Genomic DNA, 21,532 nt, shown 5'->3' on the forward strand with positions numbered 1-21,532 from the left:
GGGGTATCAAAGGCTATGATAGTTGCAGAGTCGTCTAGTAACAAAAATAAGCAGCTTCAAAAGATTAGCATTATCCATACCTTAGGGCCTGAAGGAACAAATTGTGAAAAAGCAGGCTATCTGTGGTTTGAACGCCAAAGCATACAAGGTCAGGTCTTTTTGCATCAAACGTTGGAAGAAGCTTTAGTTCATGTGAAAGAAACAGAGAGTTCTGCTCTACTAGGCTGTGCGGTATATCCTTACTTACATGATATTGTGTTCAAAAATTTAACTAGTTTAGAGCTAGTAGATAGCTTTATTATGCCAACGTATAACATGGTGCTTGCCTCAAAAGAAGAGGTGATAACAAACAACAACCTGTTAATTGCTTCACATCCTGCCCCTGTTGATTTAGCTCATTCCATCAGTCCCAATGTTCAGTTAGTAAATAGTAATGCTCAAGCGGCGATTGATTGCTTAGAAGGAAAAGTAGACGCATGTATTACAACAAGTAAAGCTGCTAACGAGCAGGGGTTAACAGTTTTAAAAGATTTTGGAGAAGTGCCGATGTGTTTTACGCTCCACGGAAGAAAATAGGCTTAACTTTAAAAAAGAAATAAGGTGAAACAGTGATTTCTAAATTAACCCGTATTCATGTACATCTTTTGTTCTGTCTATTAGCCGTCATCGGGGGAACGACATGGGCTTTTCAAAAGACTGGATTAAAGGATAGCTTGCCTCTATGGTCAGCAGGTATGAGGTTTTTAATTGCTAGTTTAATAATTGCCCTCTACCTCTTATTCACAAAAAAAATGGCCGTTTCAAAAGAAGTAGTAATCATTTCAGCATTAAACGGAATTTTGTACTTTGCTCTACCGTTTGGTTCTGTTTATTGGGCATCCGTCTATTTGCCAAGCGGGCTTGTTTCCGTTTTAGCTGCCAGCATTTCAGTGTTTGCTCTTTTATTTAATCGCTTATTTAAAGGAACACCCGCTACAAAAGGGCAAAAGATAGGTGTAGTCATGTGCCTAATTGGTATGAGCGTTGTATTTGGAAATCAGCTGTTTATACAGGGAAATGTTATTCAAATAGTAGCCATGATTGTCATTTTAATGGCTATGCTAGGTTCTGCTTTTATAACTGTTCAAGTTCAATCTCGCATAAAATCCTTGCCTATTATGACCTTTAATTCTTTTTCGATGCTAAGTGGAGGCGCTTGTTTACTGATTGTTAGTTTATTTATAGAGAATGGAAACCGCACTTTCTCTGGGGTTAGTCTTATCTCATTATTGTACTTGGCTATTATAGGATCGGTCTTGGGGTTTTCTATTAATATTTATTTATTAAAAAAATGGCATATATCAAAAGCAACGGCGCATCTATTTATTTCACCGGTTATCGCCTTATATGTAGGATTTGTCTTTTTAGGTGAAACATTAAACAAACAGGTCTATATAGGTACAGCGTTTGTAATAACGGGGGTTATATTTATTAACTTGAAAAAGCAAATAGAGAAAAACACACATAACTCTACTCTTAAATCATCTAAAAATATTTCTGCTAAGTAGCTGTTCTAAAAAAAGGAGGGTTTTAATCATGTTAACAAAAAATCATACTCAAAGTTTAGTGGAGTTATTAAACGATAAAATAGTACCTGCTCTATATGAGATAAGAAAATATCAGGGCCCAAATGGAGAGGTCAAAAGAAATTACGAAACAGCTAGAGAGCTCTTATTAAAAGTAGTTACTGAAACTGAAACAATATATAACTCTTTAAATTTACCTGAAGTGTGGAATGCATTAAAAAATGACGTATGTGATTGGATTGAAAGAGGACTCGATCAATCTCCTTATTTTGATCAAACGTTAATTGCTTATAGCCCGCCTGCAAACGGAGAGGTGACGTTCTTTTTAGGACCGATTGTAACGCCTAATGGCCCTACAAAAAGAGGGTTTTATTTAGAAGCCTTTATCGCCGTTCGTGATGAACCTGAAATCATGAACTCCATTGAAGCAGACCTTCCTCATCCTAAAAATGGATGTGAATCTTTAAAGCTGTTGGCTGGTACTCAAGGATTTATGGAAGGGAAGTGTATTGTATTTTTCCCTGAGAATGTAAAAACAAAAGAAAAGGTAACAAGTCAAAACTTCGCGATATTTTTCTTTAATAAATTTCACAGCATATACAATGATGATACATTAAAAAGAGCGTATTCTATCTTTCCTGATTTTAACTTTAAATCTCATACTATGAATAGAGAAGACACCTATCAGGCAAGGGTAATCTGGGGATATCTACATGATTATTACCATCACTGCGGAAATAAACCTTTTGACCAGCATATACAGGCAAAAATGAATTTTTTTGCAGGCATACTGGAAGAAGTTAAAGTAGACTGTCAGACGGTGCTGACTCTTCATAAAAGAAAATATCCTTTTTGGGAAGAGATAACAGAATTTGTTCTCTTTGAACGACTTTTAAGATACCCTATTCAGCATAATGCACCCCGAAACTTTGATTCTGGAACAGGATTTTTTCTTTTTAGCTGGTTAGTTGCAAATGGGCATTCAATATCCCGAAAAGGAGACCATGCTTATTTAGATTTAGACATATGCTTAAAAGAACTGGATCTTTTAGTAAAAGAAATTGAAGAACTTGAAACGGTTCAAAGTGACTCTGACTATAAAGAAAAAGCTGAACATTATGTTCGAAAATACTTATTGCCTAGTGAGAATGGTGATAAATTTACTATTCCGAACAAGTACTTTATTAATCAGCAAAATAAAAAGATTGAAGTTCCATACTTACTATTCGATGACCATAATCTCTAAGGAGAAGATGCACTAATGAATGCTTTGCATTTAAGTAAAATCGGAAACAAAATGACTAATAAAGTAGGCGTTCGCGCTATTATGCATGACATCCAAGAAGTGCTCAATTCTGGTCTCAATCAATATGTGAATTTAAGCGCTGGCAATCCTGCCATACTCCCTCAAGTTTATGAAATGTGGGAAGAAGCTTTAAGAGATATTGTGAACGACAAACAACTAAAGAATTTGATTAGCCAATATGGTTCTAGTTACGGTACGTATGAATTAATTGATTGCATAAGAGAATACTTCTTTAGGAATTATCGTATTGAGCTGGACAGAGAACAAGTCTTAATCACTTCAGGAAGTCAAAATCTGTTTTTTTTAGCTATAAATTCATTTTGCGGTACAAGTAAAGAAGGAAGAGTTAAAAAAGCATTAATACCTATGCTGCCGGATTACGCTGGGTACAGCGGAGTGGCACTAGAGGAAGCTATAATAGAAGGAATTCCTCCTATCGTCTCAAAGCTTGACCATCATACGTTTCGTTATGAATTTAACAAACAGGCATTCAAAGATAAAATAGCACAGGACCCAGATATCGGAGCTGTCGTATTATCAAGACCTAATAATCCAAGCGGCAACATTCTTTCAAAAGAAGTCGTACACTTTATATCCCAAGTATGCAAGGACTATAACATTCCATTGCTAATTGATTCAGCGTACGCACCTCCTTTTCCGGCTATGAACTTTGTTGAAATGAATCCAATTATACATGACAACATCATTCACTGCATGAGTCTTTCTAAAGCCGGATTGCCTGGAGAGAGAATAGGAATTGCTATAGGAAAAAGTGACTTCATAAAAGTAATGGAAGCATTTCAATCAAACATTTTGATTCACTCTTCTAGGTTAGGTCAGCGGATGGTGGTTAACACCTTAAAGAACGGGAAGTTACCTGAAATTTCAGCTAACTATATAAGAACTCATTATAAACAAAAACATGACTATTTGAAAAATCTTTTAACTACACGTATGCCGGATGATATTTCTTGGTATTTACATAAAGCGGAAGGTTCGTTGTTTGGTTGGCTTTGGTTAGAAGGTTTGCCTTTCAGTGATAACGATCTATACAATAAATTAAAAGCAGAAAACTTGATTGTAGTACCAGGCGGATCATTCTTTCACGGCAACCGGTCTTGTCCTCACAACCAGGAGTGCATTCGCATAAGTCTTACTGCTACAGATGAGGAGTTAAAGAAAGGAATTGATATTCTTTCGTCAGTAGTCAAGAAAGTATACAGTTCAGATTTTATATGTGAAACAGAAAAAATCTAATTTCTTAAAGGTTTAGAGGTGAAAAAAGCCGACCCGGTTGCTAGGGTCGGTTTTTTTGTTTAGATTAAGCAATAGGCGCATTAGAGAAAACAAACAGACATTTTTAATGATGTTTCTCTTTTAGTTGGTTACCTTTATAAAGACCATGGTTTCAATGTTGTAAATTAAAGTTTTTTAGATACTTTGATGACGGTTTCTTTTTGTTTTGAGATACCTTTAACAGTACCTTCTGTTCGCTGGAAACCTTCTCCGCAAAAAGTATGACTTGTTTTTTGGACAAAAGGTTGATCTGTCTTTAAAGAGTTAATAAGCTCTCGTGCATCATCAGGCTTCATATCTTTATACCAAATACCGTCTGGGTAGGAAATGACGACGCATTTATCATGACATCTTCCATTACATCGAGTGCGAGTCGTATGTATGTATTCGTCCATCTCTTGATTAGCTATCTCAGTTCGAATCGCTTGTGTAACTTCTTCGGCTCCAACTCGATTGCAGCTGCTTCCATTGCAAATGAGAACGTGATGTTTCGTTGTACCTAAGTTCCATGTAGCCATGTTGATCCCTCCTATTAAAAGTAATGATTACGATTTATGACGTATACTAATTCCTTTTTTAGCAAAGAGGGCCCTTTACCTCATTAGAATTTTACCAGCTTGATTTTTTCACCCCAGGAAGCTGTCCCTTGTGAGCAAGTTCTCTAAATGCAATTCGCGAAAGCTTAAATTTACGTAAATATCCACGAGGTCTTCCCGTTACTTCACAGCGATTATGCAAGCGAGTAGAAGAAGAGTCTCTAGGAAGCTTTCGTAGTTCATTATAATTTCCTTGTTCCTTTAACTGTTTTCTTAACTCAGCATATTTTTCGACAAGTGCTTGTCGGTGATTTTCTTTTGCTATTTTTGATTTTTTAGCCAAATAATCAATCCTTTCTTAAAGTCCTTCTTGAAAATCGTAATCATTACTATTTATATTTTTATATCATAAACCACTAAAGAATGAAATGCAACTCATATTTAATGAGTAAAGTTATATTTTTATATGCTGAAAAATAGTTAAAAAAATACGATAATATACAATTTCTTTTGGAACTGGATAATTTTTTGCAATGAAAGACTCTTATCTTTCTGCTAGCATATGAACCACGTCAAGAAATAGCAAGGAGGCTTTTTATTTTTATGATAAAGAAACTAGTGATCGCTATAGCAATGCTTATCCCAAGTTTTGGTGCAGGTTACTCAGCATTCGCTGCAGCGCCCGCTCATGAACAGCACATTCAAGTAAATAAAAATGATAAAGAACTATTAGCTCGTCTTGTATCAGCTGAAGCCAAAGGAGAGCCGTACGCAGGCAAAGTAGCCGTGGCGACAGTTGTATTAAATAGAGTCGACAGCAGCAAATTCCCGGACACTGTAAAAGGCGTTATTTATCAAAAAGGTCAGTACAGCCCAGTCAGCAACGGTCAAATTAATAAACCTGCAGACAAGGGTTCAAAAAAAGCTGTAGAAGAAGCAATTAACTTCCAAGGTCAAGGAAAAGGTTCATTATTCTTCTTTAACCCTGATAAAACGGGAGATCAATGGCTGCGCCAAAAACAAGAAACAATTAAAATAGGGCATCATGTATTCGCAAAATAATGAAAAAGCTAATGGCTAGATAAGCGTAGCCATTAGCTTTTTTAGTTATGTACATAAAATAAACAGTAGAACAACCTTATTAAAAATATGAGGTGATAACTTGAAAGAGAATATGATGTTTGCTTGGATAGCTTCATGGTTAGCTCTGGTCGGTCAGCTCATTTTTTTTATGGGAGTAGCGCTACATGATGTGGAGTTTTATGATAAGCATAATTGTAGGTATGCCTAGTATAATTGGTACCTATAAACGAAATCAGCACCTAAAAACGTACAAAAAATAAGAAATATCGTATTGAAATGAGCTATGAAAGACTTAGAGAAATCCTCCAAGTCTTTTTTTGTTTGGGTATAAAAAGACATGAACCGTACTCCGTTCTTCTAAAAAAAGTACTTTTTACATAGTTTATCAATACAGAACATTTGATAAACACGCGGAGGAGTAAACATGAAGGAGCAGCCTAATTTTTTGTTAATTATGGTGGACGAAGAACGATTTCCACCCGTATATGAAAGTAAAGAAGTAAAAAAGTGGCGAAAAAAACATTTAAAAGCACATGAATTTTTAAAACAGCATGGAATGGCCTTTACTCGTCACTACGTCGGTTCTACAGCCTGTTCACCGAGTCGAGCTACATTGTTTACAGGGCAGTACCCTTCCTTGCACGGAGTTACGCAAACGCAAGGTATCGCAAAGAAGTCACAAGATCCTGATATGTTTTGGCTGCAGCCTAATACCGTCCCAACGATGGGAGATTATTTTAAGCAGGCTGGGTATCAAACCTTTTATAAAGGAAAATGGCATATTTCTGATGAGAACATCTTAATTCCAGGAACACACAACGTTTTTTCTAGCTACCAGATGCAAACAGGAAGACCGGATCCAGAAAAAGAGCGCCTCTATCAACGGGCTAATAAGCTTGAAAAGTTTGGTTTTTCAGAGTGGATTGGTCCAGAGCCGGAAGGGAGAAACCCGCACAATTCTGGTTCATCTGCGGCCATTGGAGTGAGTGGACGAGACAAAATATATGCAGAGGAAATCATAGAGCTTATCCAACGATTAGAATATCAAAAGACTGCGCAGCCTTGGCTCATGGTAGCTTCGTTTGTGAACCCGCATGACATTGCGCTGTTCGGAGCGATTACCAAACACCTTCCTATGTTTCAGTTTTCTATTGACGAGACAATTCCGGACATCGAGCCGCCACCTACCATTAGAGAATCTTTACAAACAAAGCCTAGCGCTCAAAGCAGCTATAAATACATTTACCCAAAAGCGCTGCAGCCGACGCCAAATTCTAGTTTCTACCGGCGCTTATATTATCAGCTTCAAAAAAATGTTGATAAACAAATTTTAAAAATTCTTGGCACCATCGAACAATCTTCGTTCTATGAAAATACCATTATTATTTTTACGTCTGACCACGGTGATTTGCTTGGGGCTCACGGAGGACTACATCAAAAATGGTACAACATGTATGAAGAATCTATTCATGTGCCGTTTCTCATTCACAACAAGCATTTGTTTCCTAGCTATCAACGTACAGACCTGTTGACTAGTCACGTTGACTTGATCCCGACAATGCTTAGTTTGGCTAATATCGATGCTTCCGCTGTTCAAAAACAACTTCAAAAAAGTCATACGGAAGTACATCCACTTGTTGGGCGAGACCTATCTGGCACGTTGCTAGGAGAAACAACACTCCATCAAGAAAAAACGCCAATTTTCTTCATGACGGATGATGACCCAACAAAAGGACTTCATCAAACAAATTTTTTAAAAGAAAGCTACCCTTCAGTTGATCAGCCTAATCACATTCAAGCGGTCATTGTAGAGTTTTCGTCAGCGGCAGGAAAGGAAATTTGGAAATACGCTCGCTACCATGATAATCTGCAATTTTGGTCAACATCTGACGAACCGGATGAAGTCGTTCACCGAGAGCAATATGAAGGTTACCCAGTAAGTCTTACTACCCCCAAAACAACAGGGGTTCCCGATCAAATTGAAATGTACAATTTGACCAAAGATCCATTGGAAACAGTAAATCTGGCTCACCCGTATTTTTCGACAAATGAAACAAGGAAAATTCAACGGCAGCTTGATGTTATTCTTAAAGAGCAAATCAGGAAAAAACGGATTTTGCCGCAAAGTGGAATCATGCTTGATGAGCTTCCGCGTAATGATAGATAACAAAATAGTTTCTACGAATATAAGTTGAATATTTTTATGAGTAGAAAAGGCATATTTAATATTTTAGTATACAAATAAAAGTTTGATGATACGGGTGCTATGTTACTTATTCTGATTTGGAGAAGTATTGTATCTTACTTCGTTGATAAAGCGTATATAAAATAAATCCGCGCTTTTAATATTTTTCTTATTCGCCTTTATTGTGTAAAAACAAGAATAAAAAACAGTTTTTAATATTATAATAAAAAACTTTTTAAGTTCATGTATTCCTAAGTAACTTTTGAGGAATTTAAACATAAAGTAATCCTATAACATTAAAAAATAAAAAATTATCTCTTGACTTCTGTTAAATTTATACACTATAATCGCTTTTAACAACTAATAAACAGTATTTGGCAATGAAAAGGACATGAATTAGGTGCTGTTTTCTTCGCAGAGAATAGGGTCACTGGCTGAGAGCCCTTAAGAAATCATCTAATTTACCACCTTAGAGCTATTGCAGGGAACGTGCATAACTGAAACTGCAATCGGTAAAACCGTTATCTTTTTTGAGCGTAAAATACGTATGGGTATTTTACGGAATTAGGGTGGTACCACGGCCGCATTCGTCCCTTTACTAGGGATGAGTGCGGTTTTTTTTATGTAGAAAAAATGAATATACGAGCAATGAAAAGGACATGAATTAGGTGCTGTTTTCTTCGCAGAGAATAGGGTCACTGGCTGAGAGCCCTTAAGAAATCATCTAATTTACCACCTTAGAGCTATTGCAGGGAACGTGCATAACTGAAACTGCAATCGGTAAAACCGTTATCTTTTTTGAGCGTAAAATACGTATGGGTATTTTACGGAATTAGGGTGGTACCACGGCCGCATTCGTCCCTTTACTAGGGATGAGTGCGGCTTTTTTGTTGAATAAAAACATATTGGAGGAATGAACATGTCAAAACAAATGGAAGCAGAAAAACGAAATCATCAAAAATTAGGTCAAGAACTGGAGCTGTTTATGTCGATGGAAGAAGCTCCTGGCATGCCGTTTTTCTTACCTAACGGAATGATTGTTCGAAATGAGTTAGAAAACTACTGGAAACAAAAGCATTACAAAGCAGGCTATCAGGAGATAAAAACACCAATCATGATGAAACAGGAGCTATGGGAACAATCAGGACACTGGGAGCACTATCATGAGAATATGTATTTTTCAAATGTTGACAAACAAAACTATGCGATTAAACCGATGAATTGTCCGGGAGCCATTTTATTGTTTAACAGCAAACGAAGAAGCTACCGAGAACTTCCGATTCGATACGCAGAGCTTGGATTAGTTCATCGCCACGAGCTTTCTGGCTCTTTAAACGGATTGCTAAGAGTCCGTTCATTCACACAGGACGACGCTCATTTATTCGTAGAACTCAGTCAGATTGAAGCTGAGATTAGCCGCATCCTAGCGTTTATCCATGACTTTTACTCACATTTTGGCTTCGATTACAAAGTGGAGCTATCCACACGACCTGAAAAATTCATGGGAGATATTGAAACATGGAACCAAGCAGAAAAGTCGCTTCAATCTGTGTTAAGTGAAAAAGGCTTAGATTACCAGGTTAATGAAGGAGACGGAGCTTTTTATGGGCCGAAAATCGATTTTCATATTTTAGATTCCTTAGGTCGCAGCTGGCAGTGTGGAACAGTTCAGCTTGATTTTCTAATGCCAGAGAAGTTTGACTGTATGTATATTGGGGAAGACAATAAACCGCATCGTCCCGTAATGATTCACCGCGCTATATACGGTTCCGTTGAACGATTTATGGCCATCTTGATTGAACATTACGAAGGTCAATTTCCTCTTTGGCTGGCTCCTGTTCAACTCAAACTATTGCCTATTTCACCGCCGCATATGGAATATGCATATAAAGTGAAACACGAGATGGAGTTAAAAGGATATCGTGTGGAAGTAGATGATCGCATTGAAAAAATAGGGCTAAAAATTCGAGAAGCAGAAATGCTGAAAGTTCCTTATATGGCTGTGATAGGAGATAAAGAAGTGGAAGATGAATCGCTTGCTATGCGAAAGCATGGGAAGAAAAATATAGGAACAATAAGTGTGGAAGAGGCAGCTGTAAACTTGAATAAAGAAAAAAATTCAAACGGAGTTTATTGAAGCCATTTACCTTGCTAAATAGAAAAATCCGATTTTTTAAGTCGGATAGTGATTCCCTTCATCTTGTCTTACACCAAAATGAAGGGAATATTGAACTAGAAGGGTATAAAATATTATATATCGGCAGTGTAACTTTTGCATTAGACAAACGCCGGTATTTTGTGAAAAAAATTATCTTATTCCATTCGAATCGCTTGTATTTGATGAAGCTGAAGCCTCATCGGACAATTTGTTCGTATTTTGCTGAGCTTTCTTCTTTTTAGAAGGAGAATAAAAAAGAAATTTAAACATAAAGTACACTCCTAGTGCTAATAGAATACAGCCAATAAGTAAGTTAATCATCTTTCTCCGCCCTTCATACACTTCAGTTTTCATCATTATAACACCCGGTAAGATAAAACATTCATCATTCTCTAAATAATCTCTATGTCAGGAATTTATATTTGAAGATAGTTAGTAAAAAAGTTATCTAAAAACATATAAAATAATTTTTTAGAATATTATTTTTATTCAAACTTATTATACATAAGCACAATGATAATGTTATTATTTAGTTTATAAATCCAAAATAGAGTGATATTAAGAAATCGCTTACAAAAACTCTTGAAATATATATAATGATATTAGTATACTAATAGACAAGTTAGTAATTATTTCTATATAATTGATTCTGTATCTGAAGTAAAAATGCGCAGCCGAATGGGAAAAGACGTCATTTTCAAGTTTTTTTAAGGGATGAGTGGTAACAGAGAGGAGAGAGTGCAATGGGAAAACTATTTAAAAAGAAGTCAATCGAGCAATTATTAGAACAAAGTCAAAACAAATCTCTAGTCAAAACATTAGGAGCATTCGATTTGACTCTTCTTGGTATTGGAGCCGTAATAGGAACAGGGGTTTTAGTATTAACAGGCTTAGTAGCTGCTAACGATGCTGGGCCAGCCGTTATTTTTTCTTTTATATTGGCTTCTATTGTATGCGGATTTGCAGCGCTGTGTTATGCGGAATTTGCTTCAACTATACCTGTATCTGGGAGCGTTTACACTTATACATATGCAACCATCGGAGAAGTGGTAGCGCACTTAATGGGATGGACGTTGCTTTCCGTCTATTTATTAACGATGTCAGCAGTAGCAAATGGATGGTCTTCTTATTTTAACAATTTTTTAGAAGGTTTTGGTTTTTCACTGCCAAAAGAATTGATTACGATCCCTGCAAATGGAGGCCTGGTAAACCTTCCTGCCATTTGTATTACACTTCTTATTACATGGTTGCTTTCAAGAGGAACTAAAGAAAGTAAAAAAGTGAATAATTTTATGGTGCTTGTTAAATTATTTATTATCCTTCTCTTTATTATTGTAGGGGCTTTTTATGTGAAGCCGTCTAATTGGACTCCTTTTATGCCTTATGGAATTGAAGGTGTTGTGACAGGGGGAGCGGCCGTATTTTTTGCTTTCTTAGGTTTTGATGCTTTATCTACATCAGCAGAAGAAGTAAAGAACCCGCAGCGCAATTTGCCAATTGGAATTATTAGTTCACTCGTGATCTGCACGATTATTTATGTAGCAGTATGCCTTGTTATGACAGGAGTTGTTTCTTACAAGGAACTGAATGTTCCAGAAGCAATGGCCTATGTTCTTCATTCAGTAGGACAAAATGCAGTGGCAGGAGTTATTGCTGCAGGAGCTGTCATTGGAATCATGGCTGTTATTTTCGCCTACATTTATGCAGCAACACGCATTTTATTCTCGATGAGCCGCGACGGCTTGCTGCCAAAAGCATTTGCCAAAACAAACGAGAAAACAGGAGTTCCGATTCTTTCTACTTGGCTAGTAGGGATTATCGGAGCGTTAATTTCAGGATTTATCGATCTAAAAGAACTTGCGAATTTAGCAAATATCGGAGCTCTTTTAACTTTCGGCATGGTGGGCGTCAGCATTATCATCTTACGTAAAACGCACCCAACTTTAAAACGTGGATTTACAATGCCGTTTGTCCCGGTTTTACCAATTTTATCTGTATTATCTTGTTTATTTTTAATGATTAATCTTCCTAAAACAACATGGCTGTATTTTAGCATATGGATTGTGCTTGGTATATTTGTATATATAGGTTACTCTCGTAAACACAGTCGATTAACAAGTAAAGAAATGAAAAAAGCAAGTTAAAAGCAAAAAAGGGCCTTTCATCTAAGAAAGGCTCTTTTTTGCTTGTTGTTCAGTTGTTAGACAGTTAGGGCGATTGTTCACTATGTTTTTTGCGTGTTTCCACAATAAACAGACAAGTGCTAATAACAAAAGCCGTTCCTACAAAAATGGCGCCAACCCAAGGAAGTGAAGTAAGTCCCATATGGTTAATAATTACGCCTCCGAAAAAGGCGCCAAAAGCATTTCCTAAGTTAGCAAATGAGTGATTCGAAGTAGAAGCTAAAGCAGGTGCTTCCTGTGCTAAGTTCATAATCTTCACTTGAATACCAGGCATTACAGCAAAAGCTGCTGCTCCCCAGAAAAACAGCGTGATAATAGCTGCTGCTGGGCTTTTAACAGTAAACGTAAAAATAGTCAGCACGATACAAAGAAAAGCAAATATACCTACAACCGAAGGCATTAGCTTCCAGTCTGCAAGCTTGCCTCCAACAACGTTTCCAAGCGTAACACCACATCCGTATAATACAAGTATCCACGTAACGCTGTGTTCACTTACTCCTGTAACGTCTTCAAGAAGCGGTGTAATGTACGTAAACACAGTAAATAAACTACCGCATCCTATTGCGCTTAAAAGAAGCATTACTAGAAGTTTTGGTTGGGTAAAAGCAGCAAACTGCTGTTTTAGACCTGTTAATTTGTCTTGACCAAGCTTTGGGATAAACAGAATAATACCGATAAATGCAATAATCCCCATAATCGTAATAGCTCCAAACGAAGCTCTCCAACCTAAGTGTTGACCAATAAATGTTCCTACAGGAACACCGATGATATTTGCAATAGTTAAACCTGCCATCATCGTTGCGACAGCACTTGCTCGCTTATGCGGCTGCACGAGCCGTGAAGCAATAACAGCGCCTACTCCAAAGAAAGTACCGTGACATAATGCCGTAACTAAACGAGCTCCCATCAAAATTCCATAGTTGGGTGCAATGATAGCAATTGCATTTCCGAGAATAAATAAAAGCATGAGTAAACAAAGCAGAAGCTTTTGAGGAAGTCGATGAGTAAAAATAGTTAAAATTGGCGCGCCGATTGCTACTCCTAAAGCATAGCCTGTAATGAGCTGACCAGCAGTCGAAATGCTAACATGAAGATCTTCTGCAACGTTAGGCAGTATCCCCATAATAACAAATTCTGTCATTCCGATAGCAAAAGCTCCAAGAGTTAACGAGATGAGAGCAATTGGAAAGGAATCTTTCTTACTGACCTGCTCATTAGCATGCATTGTATTCATGTGTGTTCACCCTTTCTGTGTGTAAAATTTATATCTCCTTGAAAAGAAGTCAATTACTAATAATACTTAAGTGATTGAGCTTTGACAACCAAAAAAGCTGATGTAAGCGGTATCTTTTCGAATTCCATTTATCTTTATCATATATGAAGACAGTCAGACATAAATTTATTGACAGAATAAAGTTTAGTCCTATAAACTATTTTTAAAGTTGAATAGTTTATACCTATAAACTAAATGTGCAAAGGAGGGAAAGAAGTGACGAAAAGCAAGTTATATCAAGCTGTAGAACTTTTTGAAGAAGTGCTGTTTGTAGGAACAGAAGTAATTCACAGAGAGATAAGCCATAACCTCTTCGAACATGTCTCTAGGCAGCAGTTTGATTTGTTAAATAGTTTAATGATTAAAGGTCCGTCTTCACCTGGCAGTCTTGCAGTCTTGCAAGGTGTTCATAAAAGTGCCATTTCGAATCGAATCAAAAAACTGCTCGAAAAAGGGCTTGTGGAGTGGGACACTAATGAACTAGAGAGCGATAAACGTTCTAAGCTTATTAAGATTACGGCTGAAGGCGAAAAGGTAATAAATGACGGAAATGCCGCGTGTTTTAGTATCATTGAGAATTTGTTTGATGATGTAGAAGAAGAAAAAATAGATACATTTATTGAAATTCTTACGATGGCAAAAGAAAAGTTAACTACAAAAGGGGAAAGCAAAGAATGAAATTTATTGTGAAATTTAAATGGGTGATTGCGGCCTTCATTTTAGCTTTAACAGTTATATTGATGCTAACGGCACCAAATTTAACAAAGCTCGCAAGTGAAAAAGGACAGTCTCAGCTTCCCGACGATGCCGTTTCATCTAGAGCCAGCCAAATTCTAAAAAATGCCGGAGAAGACAGTAATACCATCAGCATGGTTATCAAGTTAGATAACGCATTAGATAAAGATAGTGAGAAACAAATACAGAAAATCATTGACAAGACAGAGAAAATTAAAGGTGTAAAAGATGTCACAACGCCTTTAACAGATGATCAAGATGTTCGTAATCAATTAATGTCTAAAGACAAAAAAACCGTTTTAGTTCCGGTTACTGTCAGTGGATCGGATGAAAAAGTTGAAAAAATAGCGAATCAGATTTATGATAACGTGCCAAAAGACATTACGGCATATGTAACAGGTGCATCTCTTATTAATCAGGATTTTGCACACAGTTCAGAAGAAGGGTTAAAGAAAACCGAGTTTATTACTATCTTCTTGATTTTAGGTTTGCTTTTACTCGTTTTCCGTTCAGTAGTGACGCCGTTTATTCCTATTTTAATTGTGGGGATCACATACTTAATCAGTCAATCGTTACTAGGAATTTTAGTTAAAAATGTCGATTTTCCAATTTCAACGTTCACGCAAACGTTCTTAGTAGCTATTTTGTTTGGAATTGGTACGGATTACTGCATTCTTTTACTTAATCGTTTCCGTGAAGAATTGGCAAACGGACATGATAAAGTAGAGGCCACAATCACGGCTTATCGTACAGCAGGAAGAACGCTATTTATCAGCGGAATTGCCGTATTTATTGGGTTTGCAGCCATCGGATTTGCCAAGTTTGCCATTTTTCAATCGGCTGTCGGCGTAGCAGTGGGCGTAGGTGTACTGCTAGTCATTTTATTTACCCTGCTTCCACTCTTTATGGTTACGCTTGGAGAAAAATTATTTTGGCCGTCTAAAAAAGTGGCTTCTCATAGCGACAATAAGCTGTGGGGCTTTTTAGGGAAAAAAGCAGTGGCGCGACCGTTCGTGTTTTTAGTTATTACAGCGGTTATTACCGTGCCTTTTATTGTAACTTATGACTCAAAAGTATCGTTTGATTCTACTGCTGAAATCAGCAGTGATTATAAATCTATAAAAGGACTAAACGCCATCAGTGACGCACTGGGAGAAGGAAAAGCTTTTCCTGTCAATGTTGTTATTAAAGGAGATAAGGAGTTAACAAAGGCGGATGTTATTCCTTATTTAGGAAATATAAGCAAAGCAATTGAAAAAGTGGATCACGTGGACTCTGTCATGACGATCACACAGCCTACCGGAGAAAAGATCGATGATTTATATGTTAATTCACAGCTGGGCTCTGTATCAGACGGAATCAAAGAGGCTGTTAAAGGAATCGGAGATGTACAAAAAGGATTAAGTGATATTGAAAAAGGGCTAAATCAAATAGCTGACAAAACCGGTTCTGCTTCTAAAGAATCTGGCGGGTCGCTTGCACCTGCTGCAGACGGATTAGCTCAAATTAATCAACAGCTGCAGCTTGTCAGCACTCAGCTCTCTACAACAGGAAATGTGCAGCAAGCGGTCCCGCAGCTTGTTGCAATCAGTAAACAGCTTACTACCATTCAAACCGGTCTCCAGCAAGCAAATGAGAATCTTTCAGCTCAGCAAGGTCAAGTTGGAACGCTATCAGACAGTATCAACCAGTTAGCAAAAGGAGTTAAAAGTGCGAATGACGGACTGACGAAGATCTCGGATGGCTTAACAAAAGCAACAGATATGCTTGATAACATGAGTGACAGCTCAACAGTTAGTGATACGGGGATTTATCTTCCAGAAGAAGTGATGAAAGATAAAGGGTTTAAACAATCCATCGATAACTATTCTTTTGCAGATGGAAAAGGAGTTAAGCTCAGCGTAGTGCTTGATCAAAATCCATATTCTGAAGAAGCCATTTCAACCGTAAAAAATATTGAAAAAGCGGTGGCAAGCGAAGTCGTTGATACGCCGTTTGAGCATACAGAAATTGTGTACGGAGGCGTATCGAGCTCGAATGCAGATTTAAAAGATTTATCCACAACGGATCTTTCACGCACAATGGTTATTATGATGATTGGACTGTTTATTGTGCTGACCATTTTATTCCGTTCAATGATCATGCCTGTATACATGATTGCTTCACTGCTGCTTACGTATTATACAGCAATGGGAATCTCAGAGCTTCTATTCGTGGATATAATGGGGAATGACGGAATCAGCTGGGCCGTGCCATTCTTTAGTTTTGTTATTTTAGTGGCCCTTGGAATTGACTACTCTATTTTCTTATTGGACCGTTTTAACGAAGAAGTAAAAAGCGGCGTAGCAGAAGGGATGGTTACGTCTATGAGTAAGATGGGATCGGTTATTATCACTGCTGCTATTATCTTAGCCGGAACGTTTGGGACTATGATACCATCAGGTGTATTAACACTTGTTCATGTAGCAACGGTTGTTATTATTGGTCTTTTACTTTATGGCCTTGTCATTCTTCCGCTTCTTATGCCAGCGATTGTCGTAACGCTTGGAGAAGGAAACTGGTGGCCGTTTATTCGGAAAAAAGAAAAATACAAAGTAGAAGAATAACTTGTATATGCTAGCTGTATCAAAAATCAGATACTTGTTAGGAAATAGTGATAAGCGCCTGTATAGCGTTAAGCATTATATAGGATAAAAATGAAGGATAGATGAGCGTCATAAGAATGCTCTATCTATCCTTTTTGTATTATTGGAAAACGTGAGTATAGTTTAAAAGCACAATCAAGCAGGTGCTTTTATAAATACACCTAGTCGAATAAAAGACCTCTCATCAGGAAAACCTATAGTCAAAAACATGAGGGAGGTTCTTTTATGAAATTTGTAAATTTCTTCGCTAATCAGCGAGACAAACGACGAGAACAAATGCGCGAAGCAGGAACATGTCCAGATTGCTTAGGGAAACGATTCCACCATATTGGACTTTATTTTGTACATGTTTATGAGTGTCCGAGCTGCCAAGGTAAAGAAGAAAACTAAATACTTCGGCAAAAAGCTTCTATTTTATTTAAGAAGCTTTTTTTATTTAATCACGATTACAAGCCCAGTAGTTTGAAAAGAATTGTTCCTTTAGAACTAATAATAATGATAAGATTAAAAAAAGTAGCATCTAAGGTAATTCATACTCACTTTTACGTAAAAACCACTATTAGTAGAGAGATTATATAAAAAGGAGATTCCGCCATGGGTGAAAAAAAGAATATTGATATAGGTGGTCTTAATTTTGCGTGGGATTTAGAAAAGGGACAATTTAGCTTTGAAGGAGAAGATGCGATCCTTTTTTGGATTTCTTCTGCGATGAAAACATTGTTTGACACAATCGAAGAAATATCTGGAGAAGAGGCAGCTTCTGTAGTACTGGAAACCACTGGTTTCCGACAAGGATTAGTAGTAGGAGAGTACTTTCAAAATATGAAAGGCGTAACGGTTTTTGAAGCGGCTGAGTTAATTACAAATACATACGCTTCGGCTGGATGGGGAAAAACAACTATTAAATATTTAAATCCTGAAAGTAAAACTCTATCTGCTGAATTAAAAGACAGTTGGGAACATAAAATTAACGTGGCGCAAAAGAAAACAAAGGGAGGAAATTTTCTTCCGGCCCATTATGCAGGGATTTTCACAGGACTATTCGGAACAAATATTTGGTACAAGGTGATTCAACATCAAATAGAAGGGCATGAATACACCACAGTAGAATACTTCCCTTCCAACATTGATATCACTCAAAATATTCATCAATTAGCCAGAAGAAAAGAAGCGCAGAAAATAGAACATTTGCAAAACATTGTAGCAGAAAAAACAGCAGAGTTAAAAGATCTTATTAAAAAGCTTTCTTCTCCTATTATTCCGGTTTTGGAAGGCATAGTCGTCGTTCCTTTGATTGGCAAATACGATGAGGATCGAACAGAAGATTTGATTGTCAATACATTAAATAACCTCCCAAAACATCAGGCTAATTATCTTGTGCTGGATTTAACCGGATTGGATAAAGAACTTACTGAATATACGGCAAGTCTTATCGAAAAATTAGGTGCAGCAGCGTCCCTGATTGGTACGAAAACAATTTTAGTAGGAATTTCTGCTGACTTAGGCTTAGTTATATCAGAGACCCATATTGATTTATCAAAATATGATTGTTTTCAAACATTGCAGCACGGCATTCATTATGCATTGGCACAAAGCGGACGAAGCATTGTTTAAAAGATATATTTGAAATATAACAAAATGCACTCATTCAACATCATAACAACTTTCTTTATCAAAGAACGGAGATGTATTGAAGGACTTCATTTTCAAAGGAATTGACATGAAACCAAAAGGTGTTATATCATTCTTATATGAAACCTTTTGGTGTTATTTTTTTAAAAAGGAGAATGAAGATAACGATGAATGATAAAAGTGTAGTAGAAGATGTAAAACAGACGATAATCTTTAACGCGCCGATTCAAAAAGTTTGGGATAAAGTAGCAACCTCAGAAGGGCTCCAACAATGGTTCATGCCTAATGATTTTCAGCCTCAGATAGGATATGAATTTCATTTACAATCGCCTTTTGGACCATCTCCGTGTAAAGTATTAGAAATAGATGCACCAAACTATCTTTCTTTCTCTTGGGATACGGATGGATGGGTCGTTTCGTTTACCTTAAAAGAAATGGGTAATCAAACTGAATTTACGCTTATTCATAGCGGATGGAAAGAAGCTGAAACACTTCTTGAAAAAGGAAACGAAAAGAGTTCAGTGGTACGAGATAGAATGAGCTACGGGTGGATTAGTCTCGTGAATGAAAAACTTCGAAAGGTTGTTGAAAACTAAATGACTTCATCAGCTGCCAAGCATGATATCTTTCAAGCCATTGCTGATCCTACTCGAAGAAAAGTACTTGAGCTGCTTTCTGAAAAAGAATTGCCTATTTCAGAAATAACGTCTCATTTTTCAATAAGTCGTACCGCTGTTGTCAAGCATCTTCATATACTTTCAGAAGCAGACTTAGTCCATGGACAAAAAAAAGGCAGAGAAAAAGTGTATTATCTTCAGCCAGAGCCTTTAAAAGAAGTAAAAGATTGGCTTTCTTACTACGAACAATTTTGGACGAACAAATTATCTATTCTTCAGCATATTGTTGAAAGAGATGAAGAAAGAAATCAATAGAAAAAGCATAAAAACGTTTTTTATAGGGGATATTGCAAAGCCAGTCGTTAAAAAGACTGGCTGTTTTACATAAAAGCTGGTTTTATTCTAGAAGGACAAATAAAGGAAAGATGCAGAACAACATAGGACATTTCTTGAAATAAAAAGATAGACCTTTAGAAGAAAAAAAGGGGGAAATAGAGTAATGAACAAGCTTTTATTTTACGGGACGAGCGATGCTCAAGGAGTACCTCGATTATTATGTGACTGTAAAGTATGTATACAAAAAGATCCATTAAATCAGCGCACAAGACCTAGTGCACAATTTACAATGAACGGTAACGTGTTTTTGATTGATGTCTCACCTGATTTTAAACATCAATTTCATTTATATAATAACAAAAAAATCCCTTCTACCGTTTTTATTACTCATCCTCACAATGACCATGTTGCTGGTTTAGGAGACTTAGCCGACTTATGCTACTGGAACAATGTAGATACAGAAGTCGTAGGAGCGCCTGAAGTCATCAGCGAGTTAACCGAAAGATTTCCTTATCTCGCAAAAAGAAAAGGACTTACCTTTAAAGGAACGTTAAAATGGGATAGTGGAGAAACAACCATTACGTTTCATAAAGTAAATCACGGATTTAACGGTCATTCCTACGGTATTGTGGTTCATCAAAAACAAGGCGAACGCTGGGCGTATGTATCCGATTCTTTTAATGTAACAAAAGAACAGTGGCAGCCCTTTTACCACTTAGATTTACTGATATTTGGTACATCTTTTTGGAAAGAATATCTTCAAAAAGAAAAAAGATCTGTATATGACGTGACAGAGGCAATGGAGATTAAAGCAAAGCTACAGGCAAAAAACATGGTGTTCACTCATTTATCACATGATATTGATATCCCAAAGCACGCTGAGATGCTCTCAGATGAAAACGTAAGCTTTGCCTATGACGGACACGAGATTTTATTACCTTATTTGTGTTTAGATTAATTAATATCTTTAGAATAATAATTTCAAACTAGGGAGGTAAAAGAGGTTAATAAGCAGGGATAGCTTGAAATAGGAACGAACACGACACTAAATTGGAGTTAAAGAAGGGGATAGTGTTATGGATGCTATTATAGAAAAAGCAAATAACCTCGGTGAATTATCTCGATTTCTATCAGAAACAAATAGTCAGAAAACATCACATATTGGTTATTGTGGTGAAAAAGAAGAAGAAATCTACCAGACATTAAAAGAAGATTTTATTAGTGACGAGGGTGATATTAAATTTTTAATCGCTAGAAATAGGACAGGAGAAATTTTAGCAGCTATTGGGTTTGATATCGAAGAAACAGTAGTAGAAGTGTGGGGACCTTTTAATAAAACATCTTCTATTGAATTGCAATCTCAATTATGGAAACAGTTAGTTAATGAAAATCCTTTGATCCAAGAATTTCATTTTTTTATTAATAACGAAAATATACAGCAACAAGTATTTATGAATGATATAAAAGCAAAAAAGACTGGTGAACACTCCATCTTAGAAATTAAAGAACAAAATTTTGATAAAGTTACTGAAATGAGAAGTGAGTCATTTAAACATAGTGATTCTCAAGCATTTGAAATGCTGCATAATGCAATGTTTCAAAATACTTATTACAATGGAAAAACAATTATTGAGAGACTTAACGATAGAAATATGTTAAAGGTACTTAAAAATATTTCTAACGAGTTGCAAGGTTATGCGTACTTTGAAGTGGATACTGAAATGGGAGAGGCCTCATTGGAGTATATTTGTATTTCGAAGAATGCTCAGAGTCAAGGTCTAGGAACGATGTTGTTAAAAGAAGTTTTAACAGAGATGTTTTTATTTCCACAAATTGATGAAATTAAACTAACTGTTGATAAAGCAAATAGTCAAGCAAATCGAGTATATATGAAAGTTGGTTTTGAACCAAAAGATATTCTTATAAGTTATCGCCTCAAACTGTAAAAGAGTTAAGTTCAATGAGAGCGGAGAACATTAAGT

The 21,532-nt window shown here is 36.6% G+C and carries 20 protein-coding genes and 2 other annotated features; of the genes, 16 read left to right on the plus strand and 4 right to left on the minus strand.

The features are described from left to right. Positions 1–15 precede the first annotated feature (15 nt). The 4 genes from U9R83_RS11770 to U9R83_RS11785 are packed head-to-tail and all read left to right on the plus strand — an operon-like array spanning position 16 to position 4,128. Positions 16–576, plus strand: a complete 561-nt coding sequence (locus U9R83_RS11770) for a hypothetical protein (RefSeq protein WP_208732303.1) — start codon at positions 16–18, stop codon at positions 574–576. A 32-nt stretch (positions 577–608) separates the two neighbouring features. Continuing rightward, entirely contained in the window at positions 609–1,547 is a 939-nt protein-coding gene (locus U9R83_RS11775) for a DMT family transporter (RefSeq protein ID WP_014460068.1), read from the plus strand. 28 nt (positions 1,548–1,575) lie between these two features. Continuing rightward, positions 1,576–2,811: a DUF6421 family protein gene (locus U9R83_RS11780; protein ID WP_182420582.1), complete on the plus strand. Its 1,236-nt coding sequence runs from the start codon at positions 1,576–1,578 to the stop codon at positions 2,809–2,811. Between the two features lie 15 nt (positions 2,812–2,826). Then, entirely contained in the window at positions 2,827–4,128 is a 1,302-nt protein-coding gene (locus U9R83_RS11785; protein WP_098626467.1) for a valine--pyruvate transaminase, read from the plus strand. Positions 4,129–4,292: 164 nt separating this feature from the next. Here the strand turns inward: U9R83_RS11785 and U9R83_RS11790 are convergent, their stop codons facing one another. Both U9R83_RS11790 and rpsN read right to left on the minus strand, forming a co-directional pair. Then, the gene (locus U9R83_RS11790) at positions 4,293–4,685 is read right to left on the minus strand and encodes a (2Fe-2S) ferredoxin domain-containing protein (protein WP_014460065.1); all 393 of its coding nucleotides are present in this window, start codon (positions 4,683–4,685) and stop codon (positions 4,293–4,295) included. 91 nt (positions 4,686–4,776) lie between these two features. Continuing rightward, positions 4,777–5,046 carry a 30S ribosomal protein S14 gene (gene rpsN, locus U9R83_RS11795; protein ID WP_208732302.1) on the minus strand — a complete coding sequence of 90 codons (270 nt, stop codon included), beginning with the start codon at positions 5,044–5,046 and terminating at the stop codon, positions 4,777–4,779. Between the two features lie 260 nt (positions 5,047–5,306). On the opposite strand from rpsN, the gene U9R83_RS11800 reads away from it, so the two are divergent. From U9R83_RS11800 to thrS, 3 genes are all read left to right on the plus strand, one after another. After that, on the plus strand, positions 5,307–5,765 hold the full coding sequence (locus U9R83_RS11800; RefSeq protein ID WP_014460063.1) for a cell wall hydrolase: 459 nt from the start codon (positions 5,307–5,309) through the stop codon (positions 5,763–5,765). Between the two features lie 445 nt (positions 5,766–6,210). Beyond that, entirely contained in the window at positions 6,211–7,953 is a 1,743-nt protein-coding gene (locus tag U9R83_RS11805; protein ID WP_208732301.1) for a sulfatase-like hydrolase/transferase, read from the plus strand. A gap of 389 nt (positions 7,954–8,342) precedes the next feature. Beyond that, positions 8,343–8,569: a binding site (T-box leader), on the plus strand. Between the two features lie 41 nt (positions 8,570–8,610). After that, positions 8,611–8,837 (plus strand) — a binding site (T-box leader). A 53-nt stretch (positions 8,838–8,890) separates the two neighbouring features. Next, positions 8,891–10,108: a threonine--tRNA ligase gene (gene thrS, locus U9R83_RS11810; RefSeq protein WP_208732300.1), complete on the plus strand. Its 1,218-nt coding sequence runs from the start codon at positions 8,891–8,893 to the stop codon at positions 10,106–10,108. A gap of 171 nt (positions 10,109–10,279) precedes the next feature. Here thrS and U9R83_RS11815 read toward each other — a convergent pair whose 3' ends face one another. Then, positions 10,280–10,486 carry a hypothetical protein gene (locus tag U9R83_RS11815; protein ID WP_014460059.1) on the minus strand — a complete coding sequence of 69 codons (207 nt, stop codon included), beginning with the start codon at positions 10,484–10,486 and terminating at the stop codon, positions 10,280–10,282. A gap of 386 nt (positions 10,487–10,872) precedes the next feature. On the opposite strand from U9R83_RS11815, the gene U9R83_RS11820 reads away from it, so the two are divergent. Continuing rightward, a complete protein-coding gene (locus tag U9R83_RS11820; protein WP_098626481.1) occupies positions 10,873–12,273 on the plus strand; it encodes an amino acid permease in 1,401 nt (466 codons plus the stop codon). Between the two features lie 64 nt (positions 12,274–12,337). On the opposite strand, the gene U9R83_RS11825 is transcribed toward U9R83_RS11820, so the two are convergent. Continuing rightward, a complete protein-coding gene (locus U9R83_RS11825; protein ID WP_047750945.1) occupies positions 12,338–13,546 on the minus strand; it encodes an MFS transporter in 1,209 nt (402 codons plus the stop codon). 255 nt (positions 13,547–13,801) lie between these two features. Between U9R83_RS11825 and U9R83_RS11830 the strand changes: the two genes are divergently transcribed. The 8 genes from U9R83_RS11830 to U9R83_RS11865 all read left to right on the plus strand — a co-directional run bounded on the left by U9R83_RS11830 (position 13,802) and on the right by U9R83_RS11865 (position 21,496). After that, a complete protein-coding gene (locus tag U9R83_RS11830; RefSeq protein WP_014460056.1) occupies positions 13,802–14,263 on the plus strand; it encodes a MarR family winged helix-turn-helix transcriptional regulator in 462 nt (153 codons plus the stop codon). Then, on the plus strand, positions 14,260–16,926 hold the full coding sequence (locus U9R83_RS11835) for an MMPL family transporter (RefSeq protein WP_243549353.1): 2,667 nt from the start codon (positions 14,260–14,262) through the stop codon (positions 16,924–16,926). The genes U9R83_RS11830 and U9R83_RS11835 overlap by 4 nt, the downstream gene beginning before the upstream one ends. A gap of 264 nt (positions 16,927–17,190) precedes the next feature. Then, a complete protein-coding gene (locus tag U9R83_RS11840) occupies positions 17,191–17,355 on the plus strand; it encodes a hypothetical protein (protein WP_181160216.1) in 165 nt (54 codons plus the stop codon). A gap of 204 nt (positions 17,356–17,559) precedes the next feature. After that, positions 17,560–18,579: an STAS domain-containing protein gene (locus tag U9R83_RS11845; RefSeq protein ID WP_182420575.1), complete on the plus strand. Its 1,020-nt coding sequence runs from the start codon at positions 17,560–17,562 to the stop codon at positions 18,577–18,579. A 185-nt stretch (positions 18,580–18,764) separates the two neighbouring features. Further along, entirely contained in the window at positions 18,765–19,193 is a 429-nt protein-coding gene (locus U9R83_RS11850) for an SRPBCC family protein (RefSeq protein WP_208732298.1), read from the plus strand. Beyond that, positions 19,194–19,529: an ArsR/SmtB family transcription factor gene (locus U9R83_RS11855; protein ID WP_014460050.1), complete on the plus strand. Its 336-nt coding sequence runs from the start codon at positions 19,194–19,196 to the stop codon at positions 19,527–19,529. 184 nt (positions 19,530–19,713) lie between these two features. Continuing rightward, a complete protein-coding gene (locus U9R83_RS11860) occupies positions 19,714–20,508 on the plus strand; it encodes an MBL fold metallo-hydrolase (protein WP_328575245.1) in 795 nt (264 codons plus the stop codon). Between the two features lie 118 nt (positions 20,509–20,626). Further along, entirely contained in the window at positions 20,627–21,496 is an 870-nt protein-coding gene (locus U9R83_RS11865; protein ID WP_182420572.1) for a GNAT family N-acetyltransferase, read from the plus strand. The last annotated feature ends 36 nt before the right edge of the window (positions 21,497–21,532 follow it).

Source organism: Priestia sp. LL-8 (genome assembly GCF_036227845.1).
GTDB lineage: Bacteria > Bacillota > Bacilli > Bacillales > Bacillaceae_H > Priestia > Priestia zanthoxyli.

Bases quoted from the DNA above. Each gene is read 5' to 3' on its own strand.
- U9R83_RS11860 (WP_328575245.1), top strand. From the start codon at position 19,714: ATGAACAAGCTTTTATTTTACGGGACGAGCGATGCTCAAGGAGTACCT.
- U9R83_RS11805 (WP_208732301.1), top strand. From the start codon at position 6,211: ATGAAGGAGCAGCCTAATTTTTTGTTAATTATGGTGGACGAAGAACGA.
- U9R83_RS11785 (WP_098626467.1), top strand. From the start codon at position 2,827: ATGAATGCTTTGCATTTAAGTAAAATCGGAAACAAAATGACTAATAAA.
- U9R83_RS11840 (WP_181160216.1), top strand. From the start codon at position 17,191: ATGAAATTTGTAAATTTCTTCGCTAATCAGCGAGACAAACGACGAGAA.
- U9R83_RS11855 (WP_014460050.1), top strand. From the start codon at position 19,194: ATGACTTCATCAGCTGCCAAGCATGATATCTTTCAAGCCATTGCTGAT.
- U9R83_RS11835 (WP_243549353.1), top strand. From the start codon at position 14,260: ATGAAATTTATTGTGAAATTTAAATGGGTGATTGCGGCCTTCATTTTA.
- U9R83_RS11800 (WP_014460063.1), top strand. From the start codon at position 5,307: ATGATAAAGAAACTAGTGATCGCTATAGCAATGCTTATCCCAAGTTTT.
- U9R83_RS11865 (WP_182420572.1), top strand. From the start codon at position 20,627: ATGGATGCTATTATAGAAAAAGCAAATAACCTCGGTGAATTATCTCGA.
- U9R83_RS11820 (WP_098626481.1), top strand. From the start codon at position 10,873: ATGGGAAAACTATTTAAAAAGAAGTCAATCGAGCAATTATTAGAACAA.
- U9R83_RS11845 (WP_182420575.1), top strand. From the start codon at position 17,560: ATGGGTGAAAAAAAGAATATTGATATAGGTGGTCTTAATTTTGCGTGG.
- U9R83_RS11790 (WP_014460065.1), bottom strand. From the start codon at position 4,685: ATGGCTACATGGAACTTAGGTACAACGAAACATCACGTTCTCATTTGC.
- U9R83_RS11770 (WP_208732303.1), top strand. From the start codon at position 16: ATGATAGTTGCAGAGTCGTCTAGTAACAAAAATAAGCAGCTTCAAAAG.
- U9R83_RS11850 (WP_208732298.1), top strand. From the start codon at position 18,765: ATGAATGATAAAAGTGTAGTAGAAGATGTAAAACAGACGATAATCTTT.
- U9R83_RS11825 (WP_047750945.1), bottom strand. From the start codon at position 13,546: ATGAATACAATGCATGCTAATGAGCAGGTCAGTAAGAAAGATTCCTTT.
- U9R83_RS11780 (WP_182420582.1), top strand. From the start codon at position 1,576: ATGTTAACAAAAAATCATACTCAAAGTTTAGTGGAGTTATTAAACGAT.
- U9R83_RS11815 (WP_014460059.1), bottom strand. From the start codon at position 10,486: ATGATGAAAACTGAAGTGTATGAAGGGCGGAGAAAGATGATTAACTTA.
- thrS (WP_208732300.1), top strand. From the start codon at position 8,891: ATGTCAAAACAAATGGAAGCAGAAAAACGAAATCATCAAAAATTAGGT.